This is a genomic window from Bacillus sp. 11B20 (genome assembly GCF_056098985.1).
The window spans coordinates 749,008-770,946 of sequence record NZ_JBLZWZ010000009.1; the positions used below are offsets into that span (position 1 = coordinate 749,008).

The 21,939-nt window shown below is 41.6% G+C and carries 26 protein-coding genes and 1 riboswitch; of the genes, 11 read left to right on the top strand and 15 right to left on the bottom strand.

Going from position 1 to position 21,939, the window contains the following annotated elements; genetic code table 11:
* Positions 1-5: 5 nt before the first annotated feature.
* The gene (locus ACN6NB_RS18085) at positions 6-263 is read right to left on the bottom strand and encodes a hypothetical protein (protein WP_039182389.1); all 258 of its coding nucleotides are present in this window, start codon (positions 261-263) and stop codon (positions 6-8) included.
* Positions 264-290: 27 nt separating this feature from the next.
* Positions 291-722: a GtrA family protein gene (locus ACN6NB_RS18090; RefSeq protein WP_039182392.1), complete on the bottom strand. Its 432-nt coding sequence runs from the start codon at positions 720-722 to the stop codon at positions 291-293.
* A gap of 407 nt (positions 723-1,129) precedes the next feature.
* Here ACN6NB_RS18090 and ACN6NB_RS18095 point away from each other — a divergent pair, with 407 nt between their 5' ends.
* The 6 genes from ACN6NB_RS18095 to ACN6NB_RS18120 all read left to right on the top strand — a co-directional run bounded on the left by ACN6NB_RS18095 (position 1,130) and on the right by ACN6NB_RS18120 (position 5,540).
* The gene (locus ACN6NB_RS18095; RefSeq protein WP_008345506.1) at positions 1,130-1,270 is read left to right on the top strand and encodes an anti-repressor SinI family protein; all 141 of its coding nucleotides are present in this window, start codon (positions 1,130-1,132) and stop codon (positions 1,268-1,270) included.
* Positions 1,271-1,570: 300 nt separating this feature from the next.
* A complete protein-coding gene (locus tag ACN6NB_RS18100; RefSeq protein WP_144489854.1) occupies positions 1,571-2,260 on the top strand; it encodes a class I SAM-dependent methyltransferase in 690 nt (229 codons plus the stop codon).
* Positions 2,253-2,921 (top strand): glycosyltransferase family protein, encoded by a 669-nt coding sequence (locus ACN6NB_RS18105; RefSeq protein WP_107162873.1) that lies wholly within the window; start codon positions 2,253-2,255, stop codon positions 2,919-2,921. The genes ACN6NB_RS18100 and ACN6NB_RS18105 overlap by 8 nt, the downstream gene beginning before the upstream one ends.
* 107 nt (positions 2,922-3,028) lie before the next feature.
* The gene (locus ACN6NB_RS18110) at positions 3,029-3,343 is read left to right on the top strand and encodes a DUF485 domain-containing protein (protein ID WP_024423845.1); all 315 of its coding nucleotides are present in this window, start codon (positions 3,029-3,031) and stop codon (positions 3,341-3,343) included.
* A complete protein-coding gene (locus ACN6NB_RS18115; protein ID WP_024423846.1) occupies positions 3,340-4,881 on the top strand; it encodes a solute symporter family protein in 1,542 nt (513 codons plus the stop codon). Before ACN6NB_RS18110 ends, ACN6NB_RS18115 begins: the two co-directional genes overlap by 4 nt.
* A 320-nt stretch (positions 4,882-5,201) precedes the next feature.
* Positions 5,202-5,540, top strand: coding sequence for a DUF4288 domain-containing protein (locus ACN6NB_RS18120; protein WP_144489852.1), 339 nt, complete (start codon positions 5,202-5,204; stop codon positions 5,538-5,540).
* A 25-nt stretch (positions 5,541-5,565) separates the two neighbouring features.
* On the opposite strand, the gene ACN6NB_RS18125 is transcribed toward ACN6NB_RS18120, so the two are convergent.
* The 4 genes from ACN6NB_RS18125 to cidR all read right to left on the bottom strand — a co-directional run bounded on the left by ACN6NB_RS18125 (position 5,566) and on the right by cidR (position 8,458).
* The gene (locus ACN6NB_RS18125; protein WP_047203665.1) at positions 5,566-5,940 is read right to left on the bottom strand and encodes a nuclear transport factor 2 family protein; all 375 of its coding nucleotides are present in this window, start codon (positions 5,938-5,940) and stop codon (positions 5,566-5,568) included.
* Between the two features lie 133 nt (positions 5,941-6,073).
* Positions 6,074-6,742 carry a thiamine phosphate synthase gene (gene thiE, locus ACN6NB_RS18130; RefSeq protein WP_058838473.1) on the bottom strand — a complete coding sequence of 223 codons (669 nt, stop codon included), beginning with the start codon at positions 6,740-6,742 and terminating at the stop codon, positions 6,074-6,076.
* Complete coding sequence (gene thiM, locus ACN6NB_RS18135) at positions 6,729-7,553, bottom strand: hydroxyethylthiazole kinase (RefSeq protein WP_144489850.1); 825 nt, start codon at positions 7,551-7,553, stop codon at positions 6,729-6,731. Before thiM ends, thiE begins: the two co-directional genes overlap by 14 nt.
* Positions 7,554-7,570: 17 nt before the next feature.
* Positions 7,571-8,458 (bottom strand): cidABC operon transcriptional activator CidR, encoded by an 888-nt coding sequence (gene cidR, locus ACN6NB_RS18140; RefSeq protein WP_039182411.1) that lies wholly within the window; start codon positions 8,456-8,458, stop codon positions 7,571-7,573.
* Between the two features lie 165 nt (positions 8,459-8,623).
* Here cidR and ACN6NB_RS18145 point away from each other — a divergent pair, with 165 nt between their 5' ends.
* Together ACN6NB_RS18145 and ACN6NB_RS18150 are read left to right on the top strand one after the other, a co-directional pair.
* Entirely contained in the window at positions 8,624-9,007 is a 384-nt protein-coding gene (locus ACN6NB_RS18145; RefSeq protein ID WP_080967207.1) for a CidA/LrgA family holin-like protein, read from the top strand.
* Positions 9,001-9,681: a CidB/LrgB family autolysis modulator gene (locus tag ACN6NB_RS18150; protein ID WP_039182414.1), complete on the top strand. Its 681-nt coding sequence runs from the start codon at positions 9,001-9,003 to the stop codon at positions 9,679-9,681. Before ACN6NB_RS18145 ends, ACN6NB_RS18150 begins: the two co-directional genes overlap by 7 nt.
* Before the next feature lie 237 nt (positions 9,682-9,918).
* Here the strand turns inward: ACN6NB_RS18150 and ACN6NB_RS18155 are convergent, their stop codons facing one another.
* Positions 9,919-11,100: a class I SAM-dependent rRNA methyltransferase gene (locus ACN6NB_RS18155; protein WP_064498819.1), complete on the bottom strand. Its 1,182-nt coding sequence runs from the start codon at positions 11,098-11,100 to the stop codon at positions 9,919-9,921.
* 118 nt (positions 11,101-11,218) lie between these two features.
* Here ACN6NB_RS18155 and ACN6NB_RS18160 point away from each other — a divergent pair, with 118 nt between their 5' ends.
* Positions 11,219-11,602 (top strand): VOC family protein, encoded by a 384-nt coding sequence (locus tag ACN6NB_RS18160; protein WP_039182421.1) that lies wholly within the window; start codon positions 11,219-11,221, stop codon positions 11,600-11,602.
* Positions 11,603-11,689: 87 nt separating this feature from the next.
* On the opposite strand, the gene ACN6NB_RS18165 is transcribed toward ACN6NB_RS18160, so the two are convergent.
* The 3 genes from ACN6NB_RS18165 to ACN6NB_RS18175 form a co-directional block, all read right to left on the bottom strand.
* The gene (locus tag ACN6NB_RS18165) at positions 11,690-12,418 is read right to left on the bottom strand and encodes an amino acid ABC transporter ATP-binding protein (RefSeq protein WP_039182423.1); all 729 of its coding nucleotides are present in this window, start codon (positions 12,416-12,418) and stop codon (positions 11,690-11,692) included.
* Positions 12,415-13,059 carry an amino acid ABC transporter permease gene (locus tag ACN6NB_RS18170; protein WP_024423856.1) on the bottom strand — a complete coding sequence of 215 codons (645 nt, stop codon included), beginning with the start codon at positions 13,057-13,059 and terminating at the stop codon, positions 12,415-12,417. Before ACN6NB_RS18170 ends, ACN6NB_RS18165 begins: the two co-directional genes overlap by 4 nt.
* Positions 13,060-13,129: 70 nt before the next feature.
* Positions 13,130-13,894: a transporter substrate-binding domain-containing protein gene (locus ACN6NB_RS18175; RefSeq protein WP_064498820.1), complete on the bottom strand. Its 765-nt coding sequence runs from the start codon at positions 13,892-13,894 to the stop codon at positions 13,130-13,132.
* A 518-nt stretch (positions 13,895-14,412) separates the two neighbouring features.
* Between ACN6NB_RS18175 and ACN6NB_RS18180 the strand changes: the two genes are divergently transcribed.
* Together ACN6NB_RS18180 and ACN6NB_RS18185 are read left to right on the top strand one after the other, a co-directional pair.
* On the top strand, positions 14,413-15,498 hold the full coding sequence (locus ACN6NB_RS18180) for a Rap family tetratricopeptide repeat protein (protein ID WP_144491619.1): 1,086 nt from the start codon (positions 14,413-14,415) through the stop codon (positions 15,496-15,498).
* A gap of 19 nt (positions 15,499-15,517) precedes the next feature.
* Positions 15,518-15,658, top strand: coding sequence for a hypothetical protein (locus tag ACN6NB_RS18185; protein ID WP_186319807.1), 141 nt, complete (start codon positions 15,518-15,520; stop codon positions 15,656-15,658).
* Positions 15,659-15,702: 44 nt separating this feature from the next.
* Here ACN6NB_RS18185 and ywaC read toward each other — a convergent pair whose 3' ends face one another.
* From ywaC to ACN6NB_RS18210, 5 genes are all read right to left on the bottom strand, one after another.
* On the bottom strand, positions 15,703-16,335 hold the full coding sequence (gene ywaC / locus ACN6NB_RS18190) for a GTP pyrophosphokinase YwaC (protein ID WP_039182427.1): 633 nt from the start codon (positions 16,333-16,335) through the stop codon (positions 15,703-15,705).
* A gap of 93 nt (positions 16,336-16,428) precedes the next feature.
* Positions 16,429-17,442 carry an ABC transporter permease gene (locus tag ACN6NB_RS18195; RefSeq protein WP_039182429.1) on the bottom strand — a complete coding sequence of 338 codons (1,014 nt, stop codon included), beginning with the start codon at positions 17,440-17,442 and terminating at the stop codon, positions 16,429-16,431.
* Positions 17,439-18,935, bottom strand: a complete 1,497-nt coding sequence (locus tag ACN6NB_RS18200; protein WP_144491620.1) for a sugar ABC transporter ATP-binding protein — start codon at positions 18,933-18,935, stop codon at positions 17,439-17,441. The genes ACN6NB_RS18195 and ACN6NB_RS18200 overlap by 4 nt, the downstream gene beginning before the upstream one ends.
* Before the next feature lie 69 nt (positions 18,936-19,004).
* Positions 19,005-20,123, bottom strand: coding sequence for a sugar ABC transporter substrate-binding protein (locus tag ACN6NB_RS18205; RefSeq protein WP_144489846.1), 1,119 nt, complete (start codon positions 20,121-20,123; stop codon positions 19,005-19,007).
* 171 nt (positions 20,124-20,294) lie between these two features.
* Positions 20,295-20,404: riboswitch (SAM riboswitch) on the bottom strand.
* A 97-nt stretch (positions 20,405-20,501) separates the two neighbouring features.
* Positions 20,502-21,929: a DUF1565 domain-containing protein gene (locus tag ACN6NB_RS18210; RefSeq protein WP_144491621.1), complete on the bottom strand. Its 1,428-nt coding sequence runs from the start codon at positions 21,927-21,929 to the stop codon at positions 20,502-20,504.
* Between the last annotated feature and the right edge of the window lie 10 nt (positions 21,930-21,939).

Below are 21,939 nucleotides of genomic sequence, written 5' to 3' on the forward strand. Positions count from 1 at the left end.
TTCTTTTACGCTTTTGACAGGTCAACATGAATTCTCCCTTGTCTTAAAACAATGGTCATTTGCGTATCAGGGGTCATTAAGTTTTCTAAAATGTCCGTTGCCGTTTGAAGCGCAATGTCCATTCGGTTGATCTTTTCCTTTTCTTGTTCCGAAAACGCTTCTGGATGTGCGGTCATTTCTTTGACTAGCCTCAGCACTTGTTCATGCTGCTTTTCTGTTTGTTGATATATGGCATCATATAAGTCGTCTGACCTGCTGCTCATTTCACATCACCTATCTTTTTTTATGTGTTAAATCGCATCTTCTTTTGTTTTCTTGAAGACGAACCATTTACTGGCGACATAATTGACCACCACAATCACAAAGTTGACGAGAATTTTTGCGACGGTTTCATTGAGCGCCATTTGGCTCACAAATAAAATCATCAGCCCCAGATCTACACCTAGAGACATGAGACGAACACTAAAAAATGAAGAAAGCTCACGCATGAGGCTTTTTGTGTCACGAGCCTTTTGCTTGAAGACATACTTCTTATTGGTGATATAAGCAAAGAGAACAGCAAATACCCATGAAACAACCGTAGCTGTTTTGTAATCCATGGAAAACATCTCAACGAATAAATAGAAGCTGACGATATTGACAATGGTTGTACACACACCCATCACAAGATACATGACAACTTCTCGATACTTTTGAAAAAGGCTATACATGTCTTTCTTCATTCCTTCTTGGTGGTTTCTGTTTCTTTTAGAATACCATCTTAAGAAGAACTTCCCAAACGAACAATATGTACGTCCTGCAAAGATGAAATTTGTTCTACTCGATGGCAAATGTCAACACAATTGGTTTATATGAGTCAAATGTTTTAGGTCTTTTTCATTATTTTAATTTATAATCTTTCAACTGACATAACAATTGTTTATTATTAGAAGTAAGATTTCAATATTTATGGGTTTTTTAGTCATTTTTTTAGGAACGTGGTAGGTGATAGATTTTACAAAATAGGTTAAATGTCATCATTTTTCGACAAAATTTATTTTGTGCTGTTTTCAACCACACGTACAGTTACTAGACGGTTTGTTCAAGTCATTGGTTGCAGTGAATATGTCTTATTGAACTGGAGGATATTATGGATACGCAAGTGAAAAGAAGAGTTGACGAAGAGTGGGTTTATTTGATTCAGGAAGCGAAAAAAATTGGACTAGGCATCGAAGAAATACAAGCTTTTTTAACATCCAACGGTGATCAGAAGATGATAAACAAACCGTAAATCAACGCCGTTATCCTTTGTCTTTCAGACTGCTTTGGCTAAAAGTTCTGACCTGTCAATTGACCTTTTGAAAATCCTTTCATGACGATACGCTACAATAATTGAACACCTCTCCATACCAATCCCTTCACTCAATGGGGTTCTGTCTTTCTATATTAGGAGGACAGTCCACTTCCCGTTCTCTATATGATCCCTTTTTAGTTGCATTCATGAAAATTGTCCTTCTCTCGTTATAAAACCAAGCTGCCCACCCATATATTAACCATGAAAACAACGAGAAAGCAGAAAGGTGGGTAGAGCGTGAGTTCAGATTCCCTTTCGTATTATCACCAAAAAAAGGATCAGTATTATCATGGGGTAAACCCGGTCATCGTCAGTCGTATTCGCGCGGAATGGACGTCTTTATTGGATATCGGATGCGGCACAGGCAAGCTTGGAAAAGTCCTGAAACAAAAGGGCCGAACCATCTATGGCATTGAGTCATTTGAGGACGCAGCAAAAGAGGCTGAGCAAGAGCTAAATCATGTTCTCTGCGGAAATATTGAACAGATGGCTCTCCCTTATGACCATGAACAATTTGACTGCATTATTTTCGGAGATGTCCTCGAGCACTTATTGGACCCTTGGGCCGTTTTAAAAAAGGTGAAACCCTTCCTTAAAAAAGAGGGTGCCATCTTGTCATCTATTCCAAATATCGGCCACATTTCAACGGTTTTAGAATTACTAGCCGGCAGATTTACTTATACAGATGCAGGGTTAATGGATCAAACCCATTTACGCTTCTTCACGCTTCACGAAATACATGCACTCTTTCATTCAGCGGGTTTTCGCATTCGCGAATTCGAGGCTATTCGCGTACAGCATCCTTCCTATGCAGGCGTGTTGAATGACCTACATGAATTACTCATGAAACACGGCATTCGTTCTGATTTTCACGAGGCTGCTACAGCCTATCAATATGTGGTCGAGGCGGTTCCATTTCATGAGTAATCCGACCATCCTGTTTGTTTTATGTGTAAATGATGAATCGATGTTTCAGGCTTGTTTCCGGCAGCTCGCTTCGCTTCCGGCTCCTCATGGATACCATGTGGAGGTCTTACCAATCAGACAGGCATCAAGTATGACCTCTGCCTATAATGAAGCCATCACTCATCCAGCTCAGTTTAAAATCTACCTTCATCAGGATACCTTGATTGTCAAACAGCATATGCTGCTCGAGCTCATCCCCCTTTTTTTACAAAATCCATCACTTGGCCTGGTGGGCGTGATTGGAGCAGAAAGCGTGCCTGACAATGGAATTTGGTGGGAGAGTGCTGATTGCAGGGGTAAAGTCATTGAATATCGCCACGACACCTATCAGCTGCTTTCGTTTGAAAAAGACCGTCAGCAGCCCGAAGTGCAAGATTATATCAAAGCTGCGGCTATTGATGGTCTATTCATGGCAACACAATACGATGTGAGGTGGCGTGAGGACCTCTTTGATGGCTTTCATTTTTATGATGTCTCGCAGTCCTTTGAATTCACTCAGCAGGGCTATGAAGTTGGGATTGCAAAACAAGAAGAGCCTTGGTGTATTCATAAATGCGGAGATCATTTTGACGCAGAAGCGTATGAAAAAGCGAGAGAACAATTTCTTGCAAATTATCGATAGAAAGCACCCTTTTCGGGTGCCTTTTTTATGATATACTGTCATAAACAGCCAGATCGTCTCATATGCATTGGAGTACCTTGTCCCTAATTCGTACAAAGGAGGAAACAATGGCAGACAAAAAAGTTCATTATAAGAAGGTTGCCGCTTCAGAGGATTTCCGAAAACTTCTTGAGGAAAAACGCAGATTTATCGTACCGATGACGATTTTCTTTTTTCTCTTTTACTTTTCACTTCCGGTTGCTACATCCTACTTCACCTTTTTGAACACGCCGGCAATTGGCGCGATCTCATGGGCTTGGTTATTCGCCCTCACACAATTTGTCATGACCTGGGTTTTATGTGGACTTTATGCAAAAAAAGCAGCTAAGTTCGACAATTATGTAAGCGCTTTAAAAACTGAATCAAGAGGTGATGACGAATGAGCATGACCGCGTTTATTTTGTTCGTAGCGATCGTAGGTCTCACATTGGTCATCACATATTTTGCTGCAAAAAAAACAAGCAATGCGAGTGATTTTTACACTGCAGGAGGGGGCCTGACTGGGTTTCAAAACGGCCTTGCCATTGCTGGCGACTATATGTCTGCTGCATCCTTTTTAGGGATTGCTGGAATGATCGCGTTAAACGGATTTGACGGCTTTTTCTATAGCATTGGTTTTCTAGTAGCGTATCTTGTCGTTCTTTACGTTGTGGCTGAACCGCTACGAAATCTAGGGAAATATACGATGGCCGATATGATCGCTGCACGATTTAAGCGCCCTGCCATTCGAGGGGTTGCCGCCTTTAATACCATTACAGTCTCCACTTTTTATATGATTGCACAGCTTGTTGGAGCAGGTGCGTTAATCAAGCTGCTTCTTGGCATTGATTACTGGATCGCAGTGCTGATCGTGGGTGTCCTGATGACCATTTATGTCGTGTTTGGCGGCATGATTGCGACCAGTTGGGTACAGATCACCAAGGCTGTGCTTCTCATGCTTGGGACGCTCATTATTTCTCTGCTTGTGTTTGCAAAGTTTGATTTTAGTCTGCTAAAGATGTTTGAACAGATGAAAACTGCAACCCCGCTTGGTGAATCGTTTCTTCACCCGGGAAATAAATATGATGTGCCTTTAGAAACCTTGTCTCTTAACCTCGCCTTAGTGCTTGGGACAGCAGGTCTGCCGCACATTTTGATTCGTTTTTATACAGTAAAGGATGCGATTTCTGCGCGAAAATCGGTTCTTTCTGCTACTTGGATCATCGGGATTTTTTATTTAATGACGGTTTTCCTTGGCTTTGGTGCTGCTGCCTTTGTTGGAACAGAAGCGATCACAGCAGCAGATGCAGCCGGAAATATGGCCGCACCTCTTCTGGCACAAGCCCTTGGAGGAGATTTATTATTTGCCTTTGTTTCCGCTATCGCCTTTGCGACCATATTAGCAGTGGTGACTGGTCTTGTTTTATCCGCCGCGTCAGCTTTTGCCCATGACTTTTATAGTCAGATTATCCGCAAAGGAAAAGCGAGTGAGCGGGAGCAGGTGAAGGCAGCACGCTTTGCTTCAATCGGCGTGGCGATCCTCTCCATCATTCTTGCATTATTTGCCCAGTCCTTAAACGTCGCTTTTCTTGTGTCTCTTGCCTTCGCAGTCGCAGCGAGTGCGAATTTACCTTTGATTATCTTCACTGTTTTTTGGAAACGATTTAACTCTACGGGTGCCATCGCCGGAAGCTTAACAGGCCTTCTGAGCGCACTGATTATCGTCTCGCTCAGCCCAAGCGTCTGGGACCCATCAGGAGCAGCCATCTTCACAGGAGAGCCGCTCATCCCGCTGTCGAACCCTGGGATTATCTCGATTCCACTCGGATTTCTTGCCGCATACTTAGGCACGATATTCTCGTCTGAAAAAGCAGATGAAGACACCTTTACGGAAATTCAAGTAAAGGCACATACAGGCATGCATATGGATACTGATTCATAAGGAAAAGCCGGCTGCTCAGCCGGCTTTTTTTGTGTTCTTCTGTTCAAATCTCAGTAAGGTATAAATTGGCTTTTCAACTTATTTTTATACTTCTCTAATCTGGCAACCCTTCTAAACATGATGAGAGAGCAGCATGTAATGATGATTAACAGAATTTCATGAACTTCCCCTCTGTTATCAACCACACTCTTCATTCCTATCCCTCCCCGTAATGAATCTATTTATCGTTATGTATTCCCTGCAAGATGTCATTCCTATGTTATCATGTTATACACATACTGGAAATTATTTAAATCGACACGAAAGAAGTGGGATGACGTATGCAAAGGATTTATTCTGCAAAATTATTATTCGAATCCATCTCATCACCAAGCAATATTCCCGATAAAATCTTTGAAGAACGAATCATCTTGGTAAAAGCTAAGAACCAACGTCAAGTGAAGGAAATAGTCAAACAAGGCTTCCCAGAGGAAATCTATGATAATGCAGAAGGTGGCCAAACTAACATAAAATTAGCAGCCATTCTAGATATTTTTGAGCTTGTAGATCACTTAGAGCAAAAGTCACTACACTTGAGTGAAGTGTACAGCCGCCACCTTATTTTTGATGAAGAAACTTCTGTTCAAGAAGCCATCAAGGCCTATTCTTTAGACAAATAACAAAGCCGGCTGCTAAGCCGCCTTTTTAATAGCGCTGGAATAACTCTGGGTTTTTCGGAACGTTTTCTAAATAAACGATCTTCCCTTGGTCGTCCAGCTCTGCGATATCAATTCCTTCTGCTGTATAGACACGGCCATCTGAAAGCTTTCCGCACACGGCCCAGTTTGTTTCATACTTTCCATCTTCTCTTTTAATCCATCCATCCCACATATGCTTAATGTCATCATGTACGTGGAAAAATGTGTTCAAAAATTGTGTGAATGCTTGGATTCCAGGCCTCCGGGCGCCATTTAAGACAATCATGACATCGTCAGAAAACAATGCCAGCAATTCATCCAATTGCTCCTGCCCTTTTCCTGCTTCATCGTATCGGCGAAAATACGTATCGAGCACTTCCATGTTCATTCTCCTTTATTTACCTGTCATTTCGAAAACAATAGAACTATATAATTGTACACAATTGTTTCTCGCCTGTCTATTTTCCCCTACATAAGAAAAGACATGAATTGATTCAATCCATGTCTCCCTCAGATCAAAGAGATGCTTTTTCTGCTTCAACAAGTGATTTCAGCTTTTCTGCTGCTTTTTTTGGATCGGCGCTCTGGCTAATAGCACTAATGATGCTTACACCATCTGCTCCAGCTTGTATGACTGGTGCAGCGTTGTCGTATGTGATCCCTCCGATACCCACAATCGGAATTTGAAGGCCATGACGGCGGACTTCAGTAATCAAAGACACCCCCTGGACACTGCGTGTATCCTTTTTCGTTTCCGTTGGATAGACTGGGCCCATCCCGACATAATCTGCTCCGTCTTTCATGGCTTGTTTCACTTCATCTAGGTTATGCGTCGACACTCCTAATATTTTATTCCCGATCCTTTGTCTGACGTCTTGTGCGTTTGCGTCTTCCTGTCCAACATGAACGCCATCTGCATCAAGATCAATCGCTAGCTGTACATCATCATTCACAATAAAAGGAACATTTGCTTCTTGGCAAAGCGCTTGAATTTGACGAGCCAATTGTTTCTTCTCTTCAGCCTGCAAGGCGTTTTCACCCTTTTCACGAAATTGAAACATGGTGATTCCGCCTTGAATGGCCTCGTTCACAACATCAAGCGGCTGTCTCGTTGAATTTGCTGTTCCCATAATAAAATAAACCGATAATTGCTGTTTGATTTGCTCTTGATCAGCCTTTGTCATGTGAAACTCCCCCTAATTTCCCTAATGTCAGCACATCATCGCCGGTTGTGTGTGATAGTGCGTTTAACAATTCCATTTGAAAGGTCCCCGGTCCTTTATCCTTTGTTTGCAGAGCTGCCTTTTCAGCTGCCACACCATAAAACAGCAATGCAGCGGCCGACGCATGAAGCGGCCTTTCACCTGCTGCACAAAATGCTCCAATGATAGATGTCAGCAAACAGCCGGTTCCTGTCACCTTGGTGAGCCATTCATGTCCATTATGAATGGACAGCACCTCATTTCCATCTGACACCACATCGACTTTTCCTGTGATCACCACTATTGTCTGAAGTACAATGGACGCTTGTTTGGCTAATGCCGATACATCTCCATTCGCCGCTTTCGCATCAACGCCTTTTGACTCCCAGCCATCCACTCCAAGTAAATGAGCCACCTCAGCAGCATTCCCTCGGACAACGGTCATTTTTACTTTCTCTAACAGCTGTTTAGCGGCATTCGCTCGAAACGTTGTCGCACCTACGCCGACAGGATCTAACAAAACAGGTACACCTTTTTCATTGGCGGCTTTTCCAGCGAGTATCATGGCTTCCACCGTCTCCTTGGTCAGTGTGCCAATATTAAGCACAAGTGCATCCGCTAATTGTGCCATTTCAGCCACTTCTTCTTTGGCGTTTGCCATGACTGGCGAAGCACCTAAAGCAAGCAGCCCATTCGCTGTGAAATTCGTCACGACTTGATTCGTGATATTATGAACGAGTGGATTTTCCTCTCGAACCTTCTCCAATAAATGAGACGCGCGGCTTGTTTTCATCTGTATCATCCTCCCTTTTACTCTGCATCCCACACGTAAGATTTCGTATGCTTTAACCATTCTCTTGCCGCAAACGACAAATAACGGTCTTTTCGCCAAATGACACCTAAATGCCACGGGATCGATGGGTTTAGGGAAATGACCTTTACCTTTTCAGGATCAAGATCACGGCAGATTCGTTCTGGCAGAAGTCCAATCCCTAAGTTTTCAGCTACCATTTCACTAATGAAATCCCACTGAGACGTTTCATAAATGACATTTGGCCGGAATCCCGCATTCATACATTCATTTAAAATCCGGCTGTGCAGAACAAAATCTTCTCTAAAGAAAATAAACGACTCTTCCCTTAAATCAGCTAAATGTACCTCCTCACGACCGGCCATCGGATGGGATGGATGCGTCACGAGCTTCATGTTCTCTTTAATAATGGTGTACGTATGAAAAATTTTATCATTTGCAGGCAGAACAATGACACCAATATCTAACGACCCATCCTCGACCCCTTCCTCTACTTTAATGGAGCCGTGCTCGACCAATTGAAATGTGACATCTGGATATTGCTGGCGGAATTCTCCCATGACATTCGGGAAGAAACTTGACCCAATCATCGGGGGCAGTCCGATTCGGATATGTCCTTTTTTCACATTCATTAAATCATTTAATTCGCTCGTTAAATTCTGAAATGACTGCGTGATTTCACTCGCCTGTGTATACATGGTTTGGCCGGCATCTGTCATTTCAACCTGCCGTCCATTTCGGTAAAACAACTGCACCCCCAGCTCATCCTCCAAGTTTTTGACCATCTTGGAAATGGTCGGCTGTGATACGTAAAGGGATTGCGATGCTTTCGTGAAGCTCTTTAATCTTGCCACTTCTAAGAAATATGTTAAATGTCTAATGTCCACATGCTTCATCCTTCCTATAGACAAAAGGAATAATTACTATTCGATATATGTATTTTACCTATAACTAAACGTGCTGTACACTTTAAAGTAACCTCATCAATTGGAACGTTGTCATGTTTTTGTGAAATAGTGAACAATTTATATAGAAAAAGGAGTGAACAGAAAGTGAAATTGCTCAAAAAGCCGCTGATTGCTGCCCTTCAGATTATGGTCTTGTTTATTTTTGCGAAATTCATGAATGTGCTAGCGGCCTTTTTGCATTTAAGAATCCCGGGCACGATCTTAGGCATTCTTGTCATTTTCTTATTACTTCATTTTAAGATCATTCAATTAAAATGGATAGAACTTGGCGCCGTATGGCTGCTCGGAGAACTGCTGCTTTTCTTTATTCCATCAGCAGTTGGTGTCATTGATTATGGAAAACTGCTTTCTCAATCTGGCACAAGTATTGTCCTTGTCGTCTTAATTAGTACGTTTGTGGTCATGCTCTCAACTGGTATCATGACGCAAATGATTGCGAAACGAAAGGAGCGAAAAAAGCTATGTTAGTTGGCGGACTATTTCTGATCTTAACAGTTCTTTTATATCTCGGATCAAAAGCGGTGTACAAACGGCATCCAAAGGTTTATGTCTCACCATTACTTGTCACTCCGCTTGTTCTTGTCGTCTTGCTGTTAATCGTCAACATTCCTTACGATGCTTACAATCAAGGCGGGAAATGGCTCACGAATATGCTGCAGCCTGCGACTGTTGCTTTTGCCATTCCTTTATATAAGTATTTTCATATCCTGAAGAAGCATGCAGTGGAAATTCTTTTGAATGTTGCTTGCGGCTCTATAATTGCGATTTTATCAACGGCATTTATCGCCAAGTTATTTCATCTGGACACAGGCCTTATTGAGAGCCTTGTCCCAAGATCGGTCACAACACCTGTAGCAATGAGTGTGTCAGAAATGATCGGCGGCATGCCGTCCGTTACGGCTGTCTTTGTCATTTTAACCGCACTGTTTGGATCGATTATCGGTCCAATGGTGATCCGTTACTTCCGCATCGATAATGACATTGCCATGGGCGTCCTGCTTGGAACAGGTGCACACGGTGCAGGAACATCGAAAGCCTTTGAAATGAGCTCCGTCTCAGGGACGATCTCAAGTGTATCGATGATTATTTCAGCCATTATTACATTATGCGCAGCGCCGATCCTCATGTCGTTTGCCTTATAAAAAAAGCTATTTCCCTTATAGGAAATAGCTTATAGATTGTTGACAAAGTGCTAAAATGTTCTTTATTTTAGCACTTTGTCTTCTTTTCAGCGTGATAGAAAACCTTTGCAGTCTAGGAAGGACGAGTACGGAGCGGAGCGAATTTGACATTCGTGAGCACCGGAGCGCAGACCTGCGGGCGAATGCGAGGGTTTGTCTACACGCTGAAAGCCATTCCTTATCGGAAATGGCTTTTTCTTATGCTTGTATGAAGACAACCTTTAAATAGTTCCCTTCAGGATAATTCTTCGTTGTACGGAAATCCTCAGGAAGAGAATATTCTTCAAGTATCCGATAGCTTTGCCCTGATTCTTTAAAGGCCTGCGCAATAAATCCTTTGAACTTCTTCATGCCAAATGCACTGCTATTCGTTGATGCCACAATGACGCCATTCTCAGCTGTGATTTGGATGGCTTCTTTTAATAGCTTCTTATAATCCTTCGCCGCACTGAATGTGTGCTTTTTCGTTCGTGCAAAGGATGGCGGATCTAAGATGACGAGATCATAGGTCCAGCCTTTTTTCGCTGCAAACGGAAAATATTTAAAGACATCCATGACTTTGATATCCTGCCCGTCCACATCAATATCATTGACTTCAAACTGCTCAGATGTTTTTTTCAAGCTGCGGTTTGCAACATCCACACTTGTCGTACGGCTCGCTCCACCAAGCGCAGCTGCTACTGAGAAAGCACCTGTGTAAGAAAACGTATTGAGCACAGTCTTTCCCTTTGCATAACGATCTCGAATCGCTTTTCTCACATGACGCTGATCAAGGAAAATGCCCGTCATCGCACCATCATTTAAGTAAACTGCTACGTTCATGCCGTTTTCTTTCACAATGAGAGGAAATTCACCTTTCTCTCCCTTCACAAAATCATCATCTTCTATATACTGTCCAGACGTATCAAATCGTTTCTTCTCATAAATACCTTTATAGTCTGGATATACTTGCTCAAGTGCAGCCAATACTTCTGCCTTTAATGTATAGACTCCTTCGCTATACCATTGGATGAGGTAGAATCCGTCATAATGATCAATCGTGACGCCGCCAATTCCATCCCCTTCTCCGTTGAACACACGAAAAGCAGTCGTCTGTGCATCACGAAATAAATGCGTTCTGCTTTTTGCTGCCTGCTCAAGCCTAGAGACAAAAAAAGCTTGATCTATTTTTTCGTTTGCATCAAAGGTTAGTACCCAGCCAATTCCTTTGTTTTGCACACCATAATACCCTTTTCCTAAAAAAGCGCCCCGCTCATCCACCCATTCAATGAGCTCGCCTTCCCGTACACCGTTCACATTCGATACTGCATCTTTGGAAATGAGCGGATATCCCTTTTTCACTTGTTCCGCAAATGTTTGTTTTAATGAGATTTTTTTCATTTGTGTCATCCTTATCCTAAATTGACTCTCTCTATCCTACCATATGAATGTATACGTTACTTCTATTATGATAAGATGAGGAGAAAAATATCAACATGACATAGAGGAGGCACTTCTTTTGACGACATTACGCTTAGATCATACAGGTATTATGGTTTCGAATATTGATCAATCGATTGATTTTTATGAAAAAGTGGTGGGGATGAAATTAAAGGACCGCATCACTCATACAAATGGAGTGATTGAGCTTGCATTTCTCGGTTTTAAAGATGAAGCAGAAACGGAAATTGAGCTCATCCAAGGCTACAGCAGTGACCTGCCATCTGAAGGGAAGGTCCATCATCTCGCCTTCACAACAGACAATATTCATGCTGAATTCAATCGTATTCAAAAGCTACAAATTGAATTAATCGATGAAGAAATCACGACATTACCAAATGGATATTGCTACTTCTTTTTCAGAGGACCAGATCAAGAATGGATCGAATTCTTCCAGCGCTAATATTTCCTAGGAAATCGTGCCGCTAAATCTATCTTCCATTTATTCATAAAGAAAAGAGTAAGAGCATATACATGCCCTTACTCTTTTTTATAACACCTTACTAAGAAATGATTTTGTACGCTCATGCTGTGGGTTTCCAAAGAGAGCTTCCGGTTTGTCTTCCTCGACAATATATCCGCCATCCATAAAGATGACACGGTCTCCTACCTCTCTTGCAAAGCCCATTTCATGTGTCACCACAATCATGGTCATGCCTTCGACAGCTAATTGTTTCATTACAGCTAATACATCACCCACAACTTCAGGATCAAGAGCTGATGTCGGCTCATCGAATAATAGTACTTTCGGGTCCATTGCCAAGGCTCTTGCAATGGCAACACGCTGTTTTTGTCCACCGGATAATTGGTTAGGGTAGCTTTGGGCTTTGTCTTTTAAGCCGACTTTTTCAAGCAAGTCTAGCGCTTTTTCGGCCGCTGCCTTCTTTTCAATGCCTTTTACCTTTATCGGTGCGATCGTAATGTTTTCTAAAACAGTTTTATGAGGAAATAAATTAAAGTGCTGAAACACCATGCCTACTTCTTGTCGTACTTTATTGATATTCACCTTTGGGTCTGTAATCGTGTGTCCGTGGACAACGACTTCTCCAGCAGTGATATCTTCTAATTTATTGAGGCATCTTAGAAACGTGCTTTTCCCTGATCCAGAAGGACCAATGACACACACTACTTCCTTTTCCTCGATGACTGCATTAATATCCTTTAAGACTTCGTGATCGCCAAAGGATTTCTTTAAGTTTTTCACCGTAATCATACTCATTTGATATCAAATCTCCTTTCTGCGTAGCTAGCCAGTAGAGAAAGTAAATAAATGATCACGAAATAAATGACACCGACAATGAGCCAGACATTCAATGGATCAAATGTAGCCGATGCTTGAACTTGTCCTCGCTGCATAATATCGGCAATCCCGATAATAGATAAGAGAGATGTATCCTTCAAGCTGATGATGGCCTGGTTTGTAATCGCTGGAAGCATGCGGCGGAAGGCTTGCGGAAGGACGATAAAGCGCATGTTTTGTCCCCCTGTAAAGCCTAATGAGCGCGCAGCTTCTGTTTGCCCTTTATCAATGGACTGAATCCCTGCACGAATAATTTCTGAGAAATAAGCCCCTGCATTAATTGCTACTGTTATAATCCCTGCGGGCACTCGATCAAGCGAAATGAATTCCAGTGTATTCAAACCAAAATAAATGAAGAATAGCTGTACGATAAATGGTGTGCCTCGAATGGCATTCACAAAGACGAGTGCGATGAAATTTAAGATTTTAAATGGTGACAGACGGAATAATGCCACAATTAACCCGATGATAAATCCTAAAATGATGGCAACAACAAAGATATATAAAGTGGTTTGCAAACCATCCATTAAATACGGAAATGCATTAATAATTGTATCCATGTTTCTCCCTCCCTAATTCACATACGGCTGACACATAAAGAAAGCGCGCTCGGAGCGCGCCTCGCTTGTGTTATGACTTCAAATATTTATCAATAATTTTGTCATATTCACCGTTTTTCTTTAGGTTCTCCAGACCTTTATTGATTTTCTTCAATAGGTCTTGATTTTTCCCCTTCATGACAGAGATACCATACTGGTCTCCATTCAAGCGGTCTCCAACTGTTTTCAATTTTAAATCTTGTTGTGCGATCGCATACGTAATGACAGGATAATCCTCAATTAAGGCATCTGCATTTCCGTTTGATACTTCCTGGAACATAGATGGGCTGTCATTAAATTGAACGACTTCATACCCATATTTATCTGCGTTATCAGATGCGAACTTTGCACCAGTCGTCCCGTTTTTAACAGCTAGCTTTTTCCCCTTTAAATCATTAATTGATTTGATGCTGCTGTCCTTTTTCACAACAACTGTCAGCCCAGCGTCAAAGTAAGGATCTGAGAAATCTACTTTCTTCTTACGCTCATCTGTAATACTCATCCCGCCCATTCCAACATCAAGCTGTCCTGCCTGCATTGCTGGAATGATACCTGAGAAGTCCATAGCTTCCAGCTTCACTTTGAAACCTTGATCTTTCGCGATTGCATTAATTAAATCAACGTCTATGCCTTCATATTTACCGCCCTTTTCAAATTCAAATGGCGGATACGTTGTATCTATCCCAATTTTATATGTGCCTTTGTCTTCTCCCGAACCACTGTCTGATTTTGATCCACAGGCTGCCATGACAAGCACAACAATTAGTCCCATGATCAATAACATCGATTTCTTCATAAAACACGACCCCCATTGTCAGTTTTGTCTAAATATTCACAATAACAATAATACTATAACACGCTAAAGCTATAGTGTGTGATGTTTTTTATCAATACCAAAGATCCATACAATTCTAGATCAATAGTCTCTTTAAATTTTACTTTTTTGCGAATAACTCATTTTATTCTAAAAGAAGAGTCATTCACAATTATAATGTAAGATAATCTCACAAAAAAATGAGACAGCACCTTGATAAATGATGTTTCTTTCTAGTATACGAAAGCAAACTCAACAACCGGCTTCCACTCTTTATTGATATTGTAGTATATTTTTTTCAAAACCCTCTTTTTACCTAAAAATATGTAAGCGTATACAAAATGTCTCTTCTCCCTATTTCTTTCACTAATGGTTTAATTTACATCAAAAAACATGTTTTACAAACTGCATGAGAGAGCTTAAAATATAAGAAGATACTGGAATATGGAAAGTTGATTCAAAAGAACGGATTTTGATAGATGAAGAAAGGAGGATAAGAATTGGCAGAAGCAGGTGTTTTGTCGTCCGTTGATGTAGCAAATATGCTCAATGATTGGTATGTCATGATGAAAAAAAGAGAGATACAAGGTGCCATCCAGTTAAAAGAAGACATTCTTCAGGCGTTTGATCGAATGGAAGAAAATCAAGACGTCTTACTTTACTATCAACTGCTAGAGTACCGTTTTAAAGATCTAATAGAAGATACAGCTTCGTTAGATCATAGTCTTTTTGTTGATGAAAATGCCATCCGTACGGATGATATGCTCAGCTATTATTTCTATTTCTTTAAAGGGATGTATGAAATGCGCAGAGGCAATCAGGATACGGCATTTCACCATTTAAAATTGGCCGAGGATAAATTAGATCTCGTGCATGATGACATTGAAAAAGCCGAATTTCATTATAAAACAGGGTGTCTTTACTATAATATCAGGTCCACGCTTCTCTCCATCCACCACTTAAAGAAGGCTTCATCTATTTACGACGCAGATCCATGTTATGTGAAAAAATCAATCAGCTGTCAAATGATGCTTGCTTTGAATTATGCGGATCAGTCGAAATATGATGAGGCAGAATCGTTGTTCAAAGAAGTGATTCATTCACTAGAACAGATGGAAGATCCAGATTTGCTTGGACACGCCTATTGTAATGCAGCCTTTATTAAAAGTCTAAGAAATGAATACAGTGAAGCTGTGCCACTCCTTGAAAAGGCTTTAATGATAGAATCATTCGAAACTTCTTCTCCAGGCGGCTATTTACTTGCCATGTACGCCTACACAAAAGCACTATTTAAGCTAAAAAAGCCAGGTTTGTTCCACTATTATGTACAGCTTTCACTTCAAAAAGCAGAAAATTTAAAACAACGAAACATTTCACTTAAATTATCCATTTTAGAAACACTTATGATTCAGCCAGACAACATGATTGAGCAAATCAAGTCTTATTGTGATCAATTAGAATCGATGAATTTCCTTGTTGATCTTGAAGCTATTTGTCAGGATGCAGCTGCTTACTTAATGGATCTTGGACTTCATGAAGAATCCTCTTATTTTAGAAACAAGGCGTTGTCCTTAAAAACTTGTTAAGAATATGGAGTGATGTATGATGAAGAAATGGCTTATCACAAGTGCGATTTTTACCCTCTTGATAACAGGTGTTTCCATTGGTGCTTCCGTTCATAAAGACAGCAAATCTGCACAATCTCAAGATATCATTCAAAAGAGAGATCGTGGAACCAACCCTTAATATGAAAAAAGCAGCTGTGATCAAAACAGCTGCTTTTTTATGCGTTAATCAATTTCTCGTTTGATATTTTGCATTTTTTCATCTAAGTAATGGGCAATATCTGCGGCTTCCTTCAGTTCATCAGTCAGTTGATGAGGAACATCGTTTTGCAGTTTATAATAGATTTTATGCTCTAGACTCGCCCAAAAATCCATCGCTATGGTCCGTACCTGAATTTCAACCTTCACATACTCCACACGATTCGTTAAGTAGACAGGAATCTCAACAATTAAGTGAAGGCTTCTGTAGCCATTTGGTTTCGGATGTTGAATGTAGTCCTTCACTTCAAGGATCTTTAAATCCTCTCTTTGCCTCAATACATCCATAATGTTATAGATATCTTGAATAAAAGAACAGATGATGCGGACACCTGCGATATCATGGATATGCTCCTTGGCACATTGTGTCGTGATATCGCATCCTTTTCTTGCTAGTTTATTCACGATGCTTTCAAAGGATTTGATCCGTGATTTTGTATGCTCTATAGGGTTATGTCCATGGATTAAATTATACTCCTGACTGATAATCGAAAACTTTGTATCCATTTCATCTAATGCAAATTTATATACTAATAGTTCATTTTTCCAGTCTTCCATGACATTTTTCAAATCTTCAACATGAGTTGCTGACATATTCATTTTCTTTGTCATCTCCTTTTGGGAAACGGCAGCTGTACCGCTTTCCGTTTACTAGACGGAGAGAGGACTCGAATGGTTTTAAAAAATACGCAGTTAGCCTCTTTGTTTGTAATATGTCAGCGCCAGTGCAAGAGCCAGCACAGAACCTTTCACAATATCCATTGCATAATAAGGAACAGACATCATCACAAGCCCATTTTGTAAGATTCCGATGAGTACAGCCCCGATAAAAGTACCAAATGCGTTTGGCTTACCTGCTCCCATGACGGAAAAGCCAATAAAAGCAGCCGCTACTCCATCCATTAAATATGGTGCCCCAGCATTAATTTCTGCTGTCATCACCCTTGATGCCAGCACGATACCTCCAATCGCTGCAAATAACGCAGAAAGCAGATAGGCCGCAATTTTGTATTTGTTCACATGAATGCCAGACAATCGAGCCGCTTCCTTATTCCCACCGATGATGTACATGAATCTGCCATGCTTTGTGTAGGTCATGAAAACATGCGCAAATAGTACAATGGCAGCCATAATGAGAATGATATATGGCACCTGTCCGATTTTGCTGAAAAAGGCAGGGATCGTTCCCGTTGAAAACGTGCCATCGGGCAGCACCATATTTTCAGAAATGGTCGCCCCTTTCGTATACGTTTGAGCCAGCCCTTGAATGATAAACATCATGGCTAATGTCATGAGCATATCTGGAATTTTCATTTTGACGATCATCCATGCATTTAACAATCCAACAATGATAGAAGCCGCTAGTGCAGAAAGGATTGCAATCAGTGGGTTTTGCGAGAACCATACGAACATCGAAATGACAATGGCATTTGACAGCGTAGCGACTGATCCAACTGATAAATCAAAACCGTTTACTGCCAATGAGATGGTTAAGCCCACCGCAATGATGGTCACAATTGAGATAGACCGTAAAATATTGATGATATTTCCCGATTGCAAAAACGCTGGATTCGCTGCCGCAAATACCACAATTAACACGACAATGGTTAAAATCGTCCCATATCGATAAAAGAAATCAAACAGATGAAAGGATGGCCGCTGTTTTTTGATTTGCTGCACAGGGGCTGGAATTTGTTGTTCGCTCATGATTGTCCTCCTGTTGAATGATATAAAAGCTCCTCTTCAGTCGTCGGTGCAGTCATTTCCCGGGCAATGCTGCCATCATATAACACGTATACTCGGTCAGCGATACCTGCAATCTCTGACAGCTCACTCGACGCATAAATGACAGATTTTCCGCGGGCGGCAAGCTCTGCAATCAAAGTGAAAATATCTTTTTTCGCTCCAACGTCTACACCTTTAGTTGGTTCATCAAAGAGATACACATCTGCCTCAGCCAGCAGCCATTTTCCGATGGCAACCTTTTGCTGATTTCCACCAGATAGGTGCTTCACCTTTGCTTCAAGAGACGGCGTTTTGACACCAAGCCGTTTGACGATGTCCCCTGCACCCTGCTTTTCCTTCGAACGATGTAAGAAGCTGAATATCCGTGAAAATGAATGAAGACTTGCAGCCGTTAAATTCCACCCCACGCTCTCTTCGGTCAGAACCCCTTCTTTTCTCCGCTCTTCAGGCACAAGGGCTATTCCAGCTCTCACAGCTTGATGAGGCGATGTGATGTGAATGGTTTGACCATGCAGCTGCACAGTCCCCGTCTTTTTTTCTGAGGCACCGAAAAGGGTTTTGCACAATTCTGTTTTTCCAGCACCGACAAGTCCTGCGATCCCGAGAATTTCTCCTTTTTTGACATAAAAGTGAATGTTGTTTAATTTGTGTTGATCGTTTAGCTCTTTCACTTCAAGCACAATAGGTGCATCCTTCAAAGGTTTGCGAGACGGGAATTGTTCCTCTAATGGCGCACCTAGCATTTCTTCAATGACTTGCTGCGGATTTGTGTCTTTGACAAGGTGAGCTGCAACATCCGTTCCATTTCGCATCACTGTCAGTTCATCACAGATGGTGAAAATTTCGGGCATGCGATGAGAGATAAACACGATCCCTGTCCCATACTGTTTCAGCCGATCAATCATTGAGAATAATTTGCTTGTTTCTGCATGACTAAGCGGAGCTGTTGGTTCATCTAAGATTAAAATGCTGCATTGAATGGAAACGGCCTTAGCAATGAGCACCATCTGTTTTTCAGCAAGGGTCAGATCGCTGACAAGTCGTTTTGTGGAGATGTCGATGTCCATTTCTTTTAATAGCTGAGCCGCCTTGCGATGCAGCTCTTTCCAGCTGACAAATGTTTTTTTCTCAATCTCATGCATCATCATATTCTCGCCAACACTTAAGTAGGGAACAAGAGCCGTATCCACTTCTTGATGAACCGTCTGCACACCATATGAGGATGCATCCTTTGGGGTTTGAATGGTTGCCGCCTGGCCATTGATGTGGATGGTTCCGTCGAAGTGGGAATGAGCGCCAGAAAGAACTTTCATTAACGTGGACTTCCCAGCACCATTCGCTCCAATTAGTGCATGGACCGTCCCTTTTTTTAATGTGAAATTCACTTGATCTAAAGCTTTGACCCCTGGGAATTCAATTGAAATATTTTTCATACGAACAAGCGGCGCTGTCATAGGTGTCCTCCTTTTCTTGATATCATCTGAAAAACGAAACACCCTCTATGGAAAGAGAGTGCACGTCGCTTATTTTGTATAATGCTTCTTCAAGGTCTTCATCCAGTCTTCCTCAAAAGCAGTCGATGAACCGAATCCCTTCACCTCGTCTGCAAGATTGACCATGTTAATGGCTTTTCCTGCTTGTTGAAGCTGCTTTTGCGAGATGAGAGAGGCCTCAAGGTCATAGGAAGATGGTGTTTTCTCACCAGCTATTTTCTTCGCAAGAATCCTCACGTCGACTGCGCCGATGAGCTTCGGATCAACCGCTGCTGTGTACTTCCATGGACTGTCCTTCGCTGTCATTTCTTGAAGATCAGCATTTGACACATCAATCCCATAAATCTTCACTTCTGTTCTTCCTGCTTCCTTTAACGCTCTTGCTGCCCCAATGGCAAAGGCATCCCATGTGGCAAAAATAGCGTCCAGTTTGCCCTTTGGATACTTATTCAGCATGGCTGCTACTGCATTTTGCGTTTGAACAGACGTATCAGAAGAGGCTACACCAAAGCGGTCAAGCTCCTTGATCCCTGAATGTTGTTTAAGCGTTTCTTGATAGACCTTGTTTCGTCTCACCATTGGCGGGAATCCATCTACCCACAGGTACGCAATATTTGCTTTTCCTTTAAAATCAGCCACGAGCGCGTCTAATGATTTTTTCGCTAATTGTTCGTCATCTTGAGACGTCACTGTGACCCCTTTGATGTCCTTTAGCTTAGGATTCGAATCAAACGCTACAACCGGAATGCCTTTCGCTGTGATCTTTTTCACATCAGCGACTGTCGCCTCGTCGTCCCCGTGAGAGATGATAAAGCCATCATAATTTTCTTCCAGCGCCTGAGAGATGGCATCATGAAACTTCGCTGTATCACCATTGGCGGTGTAGACATCTACCGTAAAGCCGAGTGCTTCACCTTCTGCCTTCGTTCCAGCTAAAAATTGAGCTGTATGATCGTCTCCTCCAATTTTGCGGATCACTTTAATTTTTGCCCCCTGTCCCTTTGCAAATCGCTTCGGTACATTGTCAAAAGAGACTTTTTCGTTTGCATTTGCCTTTGAGCCTGCACTTGATCCAGTGCCGCAGCCAGATAATAGGACGGTTAATGCCGTTAATAAGACAAGAAATGATGTAAAATGCTTACGCTTCATTGCTGTTCCTCCTCAAGTTGTTTTTATTTTTCACATCGGAAAACTAGGTAAAAATGTGGTAATACGCCTGTAAAAACAGGCATTTGATTCGAAAAAGAGACGAAAAAAAGCCTCTCTTGGAAAGAGAGGCTTGATCACCGTTGCATGAAACATGTATCGGGAAGTCTTCCTCTCTTATCTGTCAAAGCTGTAACAGCTTTGCAGGAATTAGCACCAATTTCTACAATAGAAACGGTTGCTGGGCGTCATAGGGCCAGTCCCTCTGCCTCTCTTGATAAGAGATCCGTTATGAAATTTGTTTTCGTTGAAATGTCTTCTTTACTTTAATGTGATGTCACATCAATGTCAATGACTTTTTTGAAAATTTCTAAAATATCATTAACTTCCGATGATTTTCTTAGCAGGTGATGATTTCTTCAGACGGAAATCATATTTTTTCTCATTCACAAATTGTGGGTTGAGATGTGCTGATCCTTTATCTTGACCGCTTTTAGAGAGATAGGTTTTGTAGCCTTCCATCCATTTCCCACGCCAAATCCACTGTGATGCTTTCGCACCTTTGCGGTCATCATAAACGTTCTTCTGGAAGGTATTCTTTTGGTTCACTTGATAAAGATTCACGACTAAGTAATGCGAGGCGCTAGCCGTCATGATATTATTCGTGATTCGATTGTTCACTGCTTGATACTGCATTAGCAATTGACCGCCTTCTAAGCCGGCTGTGTCATTTTTGTACAAAATATTATGTGAAATCGTCGTATTGGTTGTACCGCCACGCTTCTTATCATAGCCGCCAATAGAAATACCTGTATAACGGTTTAAATATACTTGATTGTGTTCGATGCGGATGCGATCTGCCATTTTTCCTTTATGTTCGCTTGTGACCTCAATCCCCAGGTCATTGTGATGTGAGATATTATGATCGATCACAATGTCTTTTCCGCCATCAACATAAATTCCGCCAGCGGAGATGTCGCTTCCATAGGCTGGGTTCCCTGCACTCGTAATCTCATATACTTTGTTTCTAGAGACGACTCCATTTCTAACTTGATCATACTTTTTAGAGGGTGCTACGTTCTCAAAACCAATTAAATCAATGCCAATATTATCAGTGTGCCGGACCGTGTTATGTGTCACACGGAACTTTTTGACGTTTCCATTTAGCACAAGCGCTTCACTGAAGCCCAGTTTTAATTTTTCAACGGTATTTCCTTTGATTTCAATGTCTTCTATTGCTGCAGGAGCTTTTGTCCCATAGACAGCAATTCCATGTGCATTTCCATTTTCATGTTTCGTCTGAATGTCATACACTCGGTTATTGAGCAGTTTTACGCCTTTACCGCTTCCTTTGATGAAAATACCAACTGGTGTTAAATCTTCTTTATTCGTCTTAAGATGTCCTACAGTCAGGCCTTTGAGGGTGATGTAACTCTTTTGATCGACCGTGACAAGACCGCCATCGGCTTGATTTCCTTTAAGGGATGCCCCGCTAATCACAGGTTTTTCTTTTCCGTAAGCTTGAAAGACAACGGGTGCTTTCTTTGTTCCGGAATGACGGACAATCAATTTCTCTTTGTATGTACCGCCTCTCATGTAAATGGTTGTCCCAGCCTTCGCCATACTTGCTGCTTTTTTCAGCGTGCGGAAAGGTTTTTGCTTTGTTCCCGGGTTTTTGTCGTTTCCGTTTACCGCTACGTAATAAGCTGTGCTTTGCTTAGCACCAGCTTCCTCTGTCATCGCCTGACAGCCAAAGCTGATCATGGACATGAATACAATGAGTAAAATGCTCGGTATCGCTCGTTTCATCTTGTTGTTT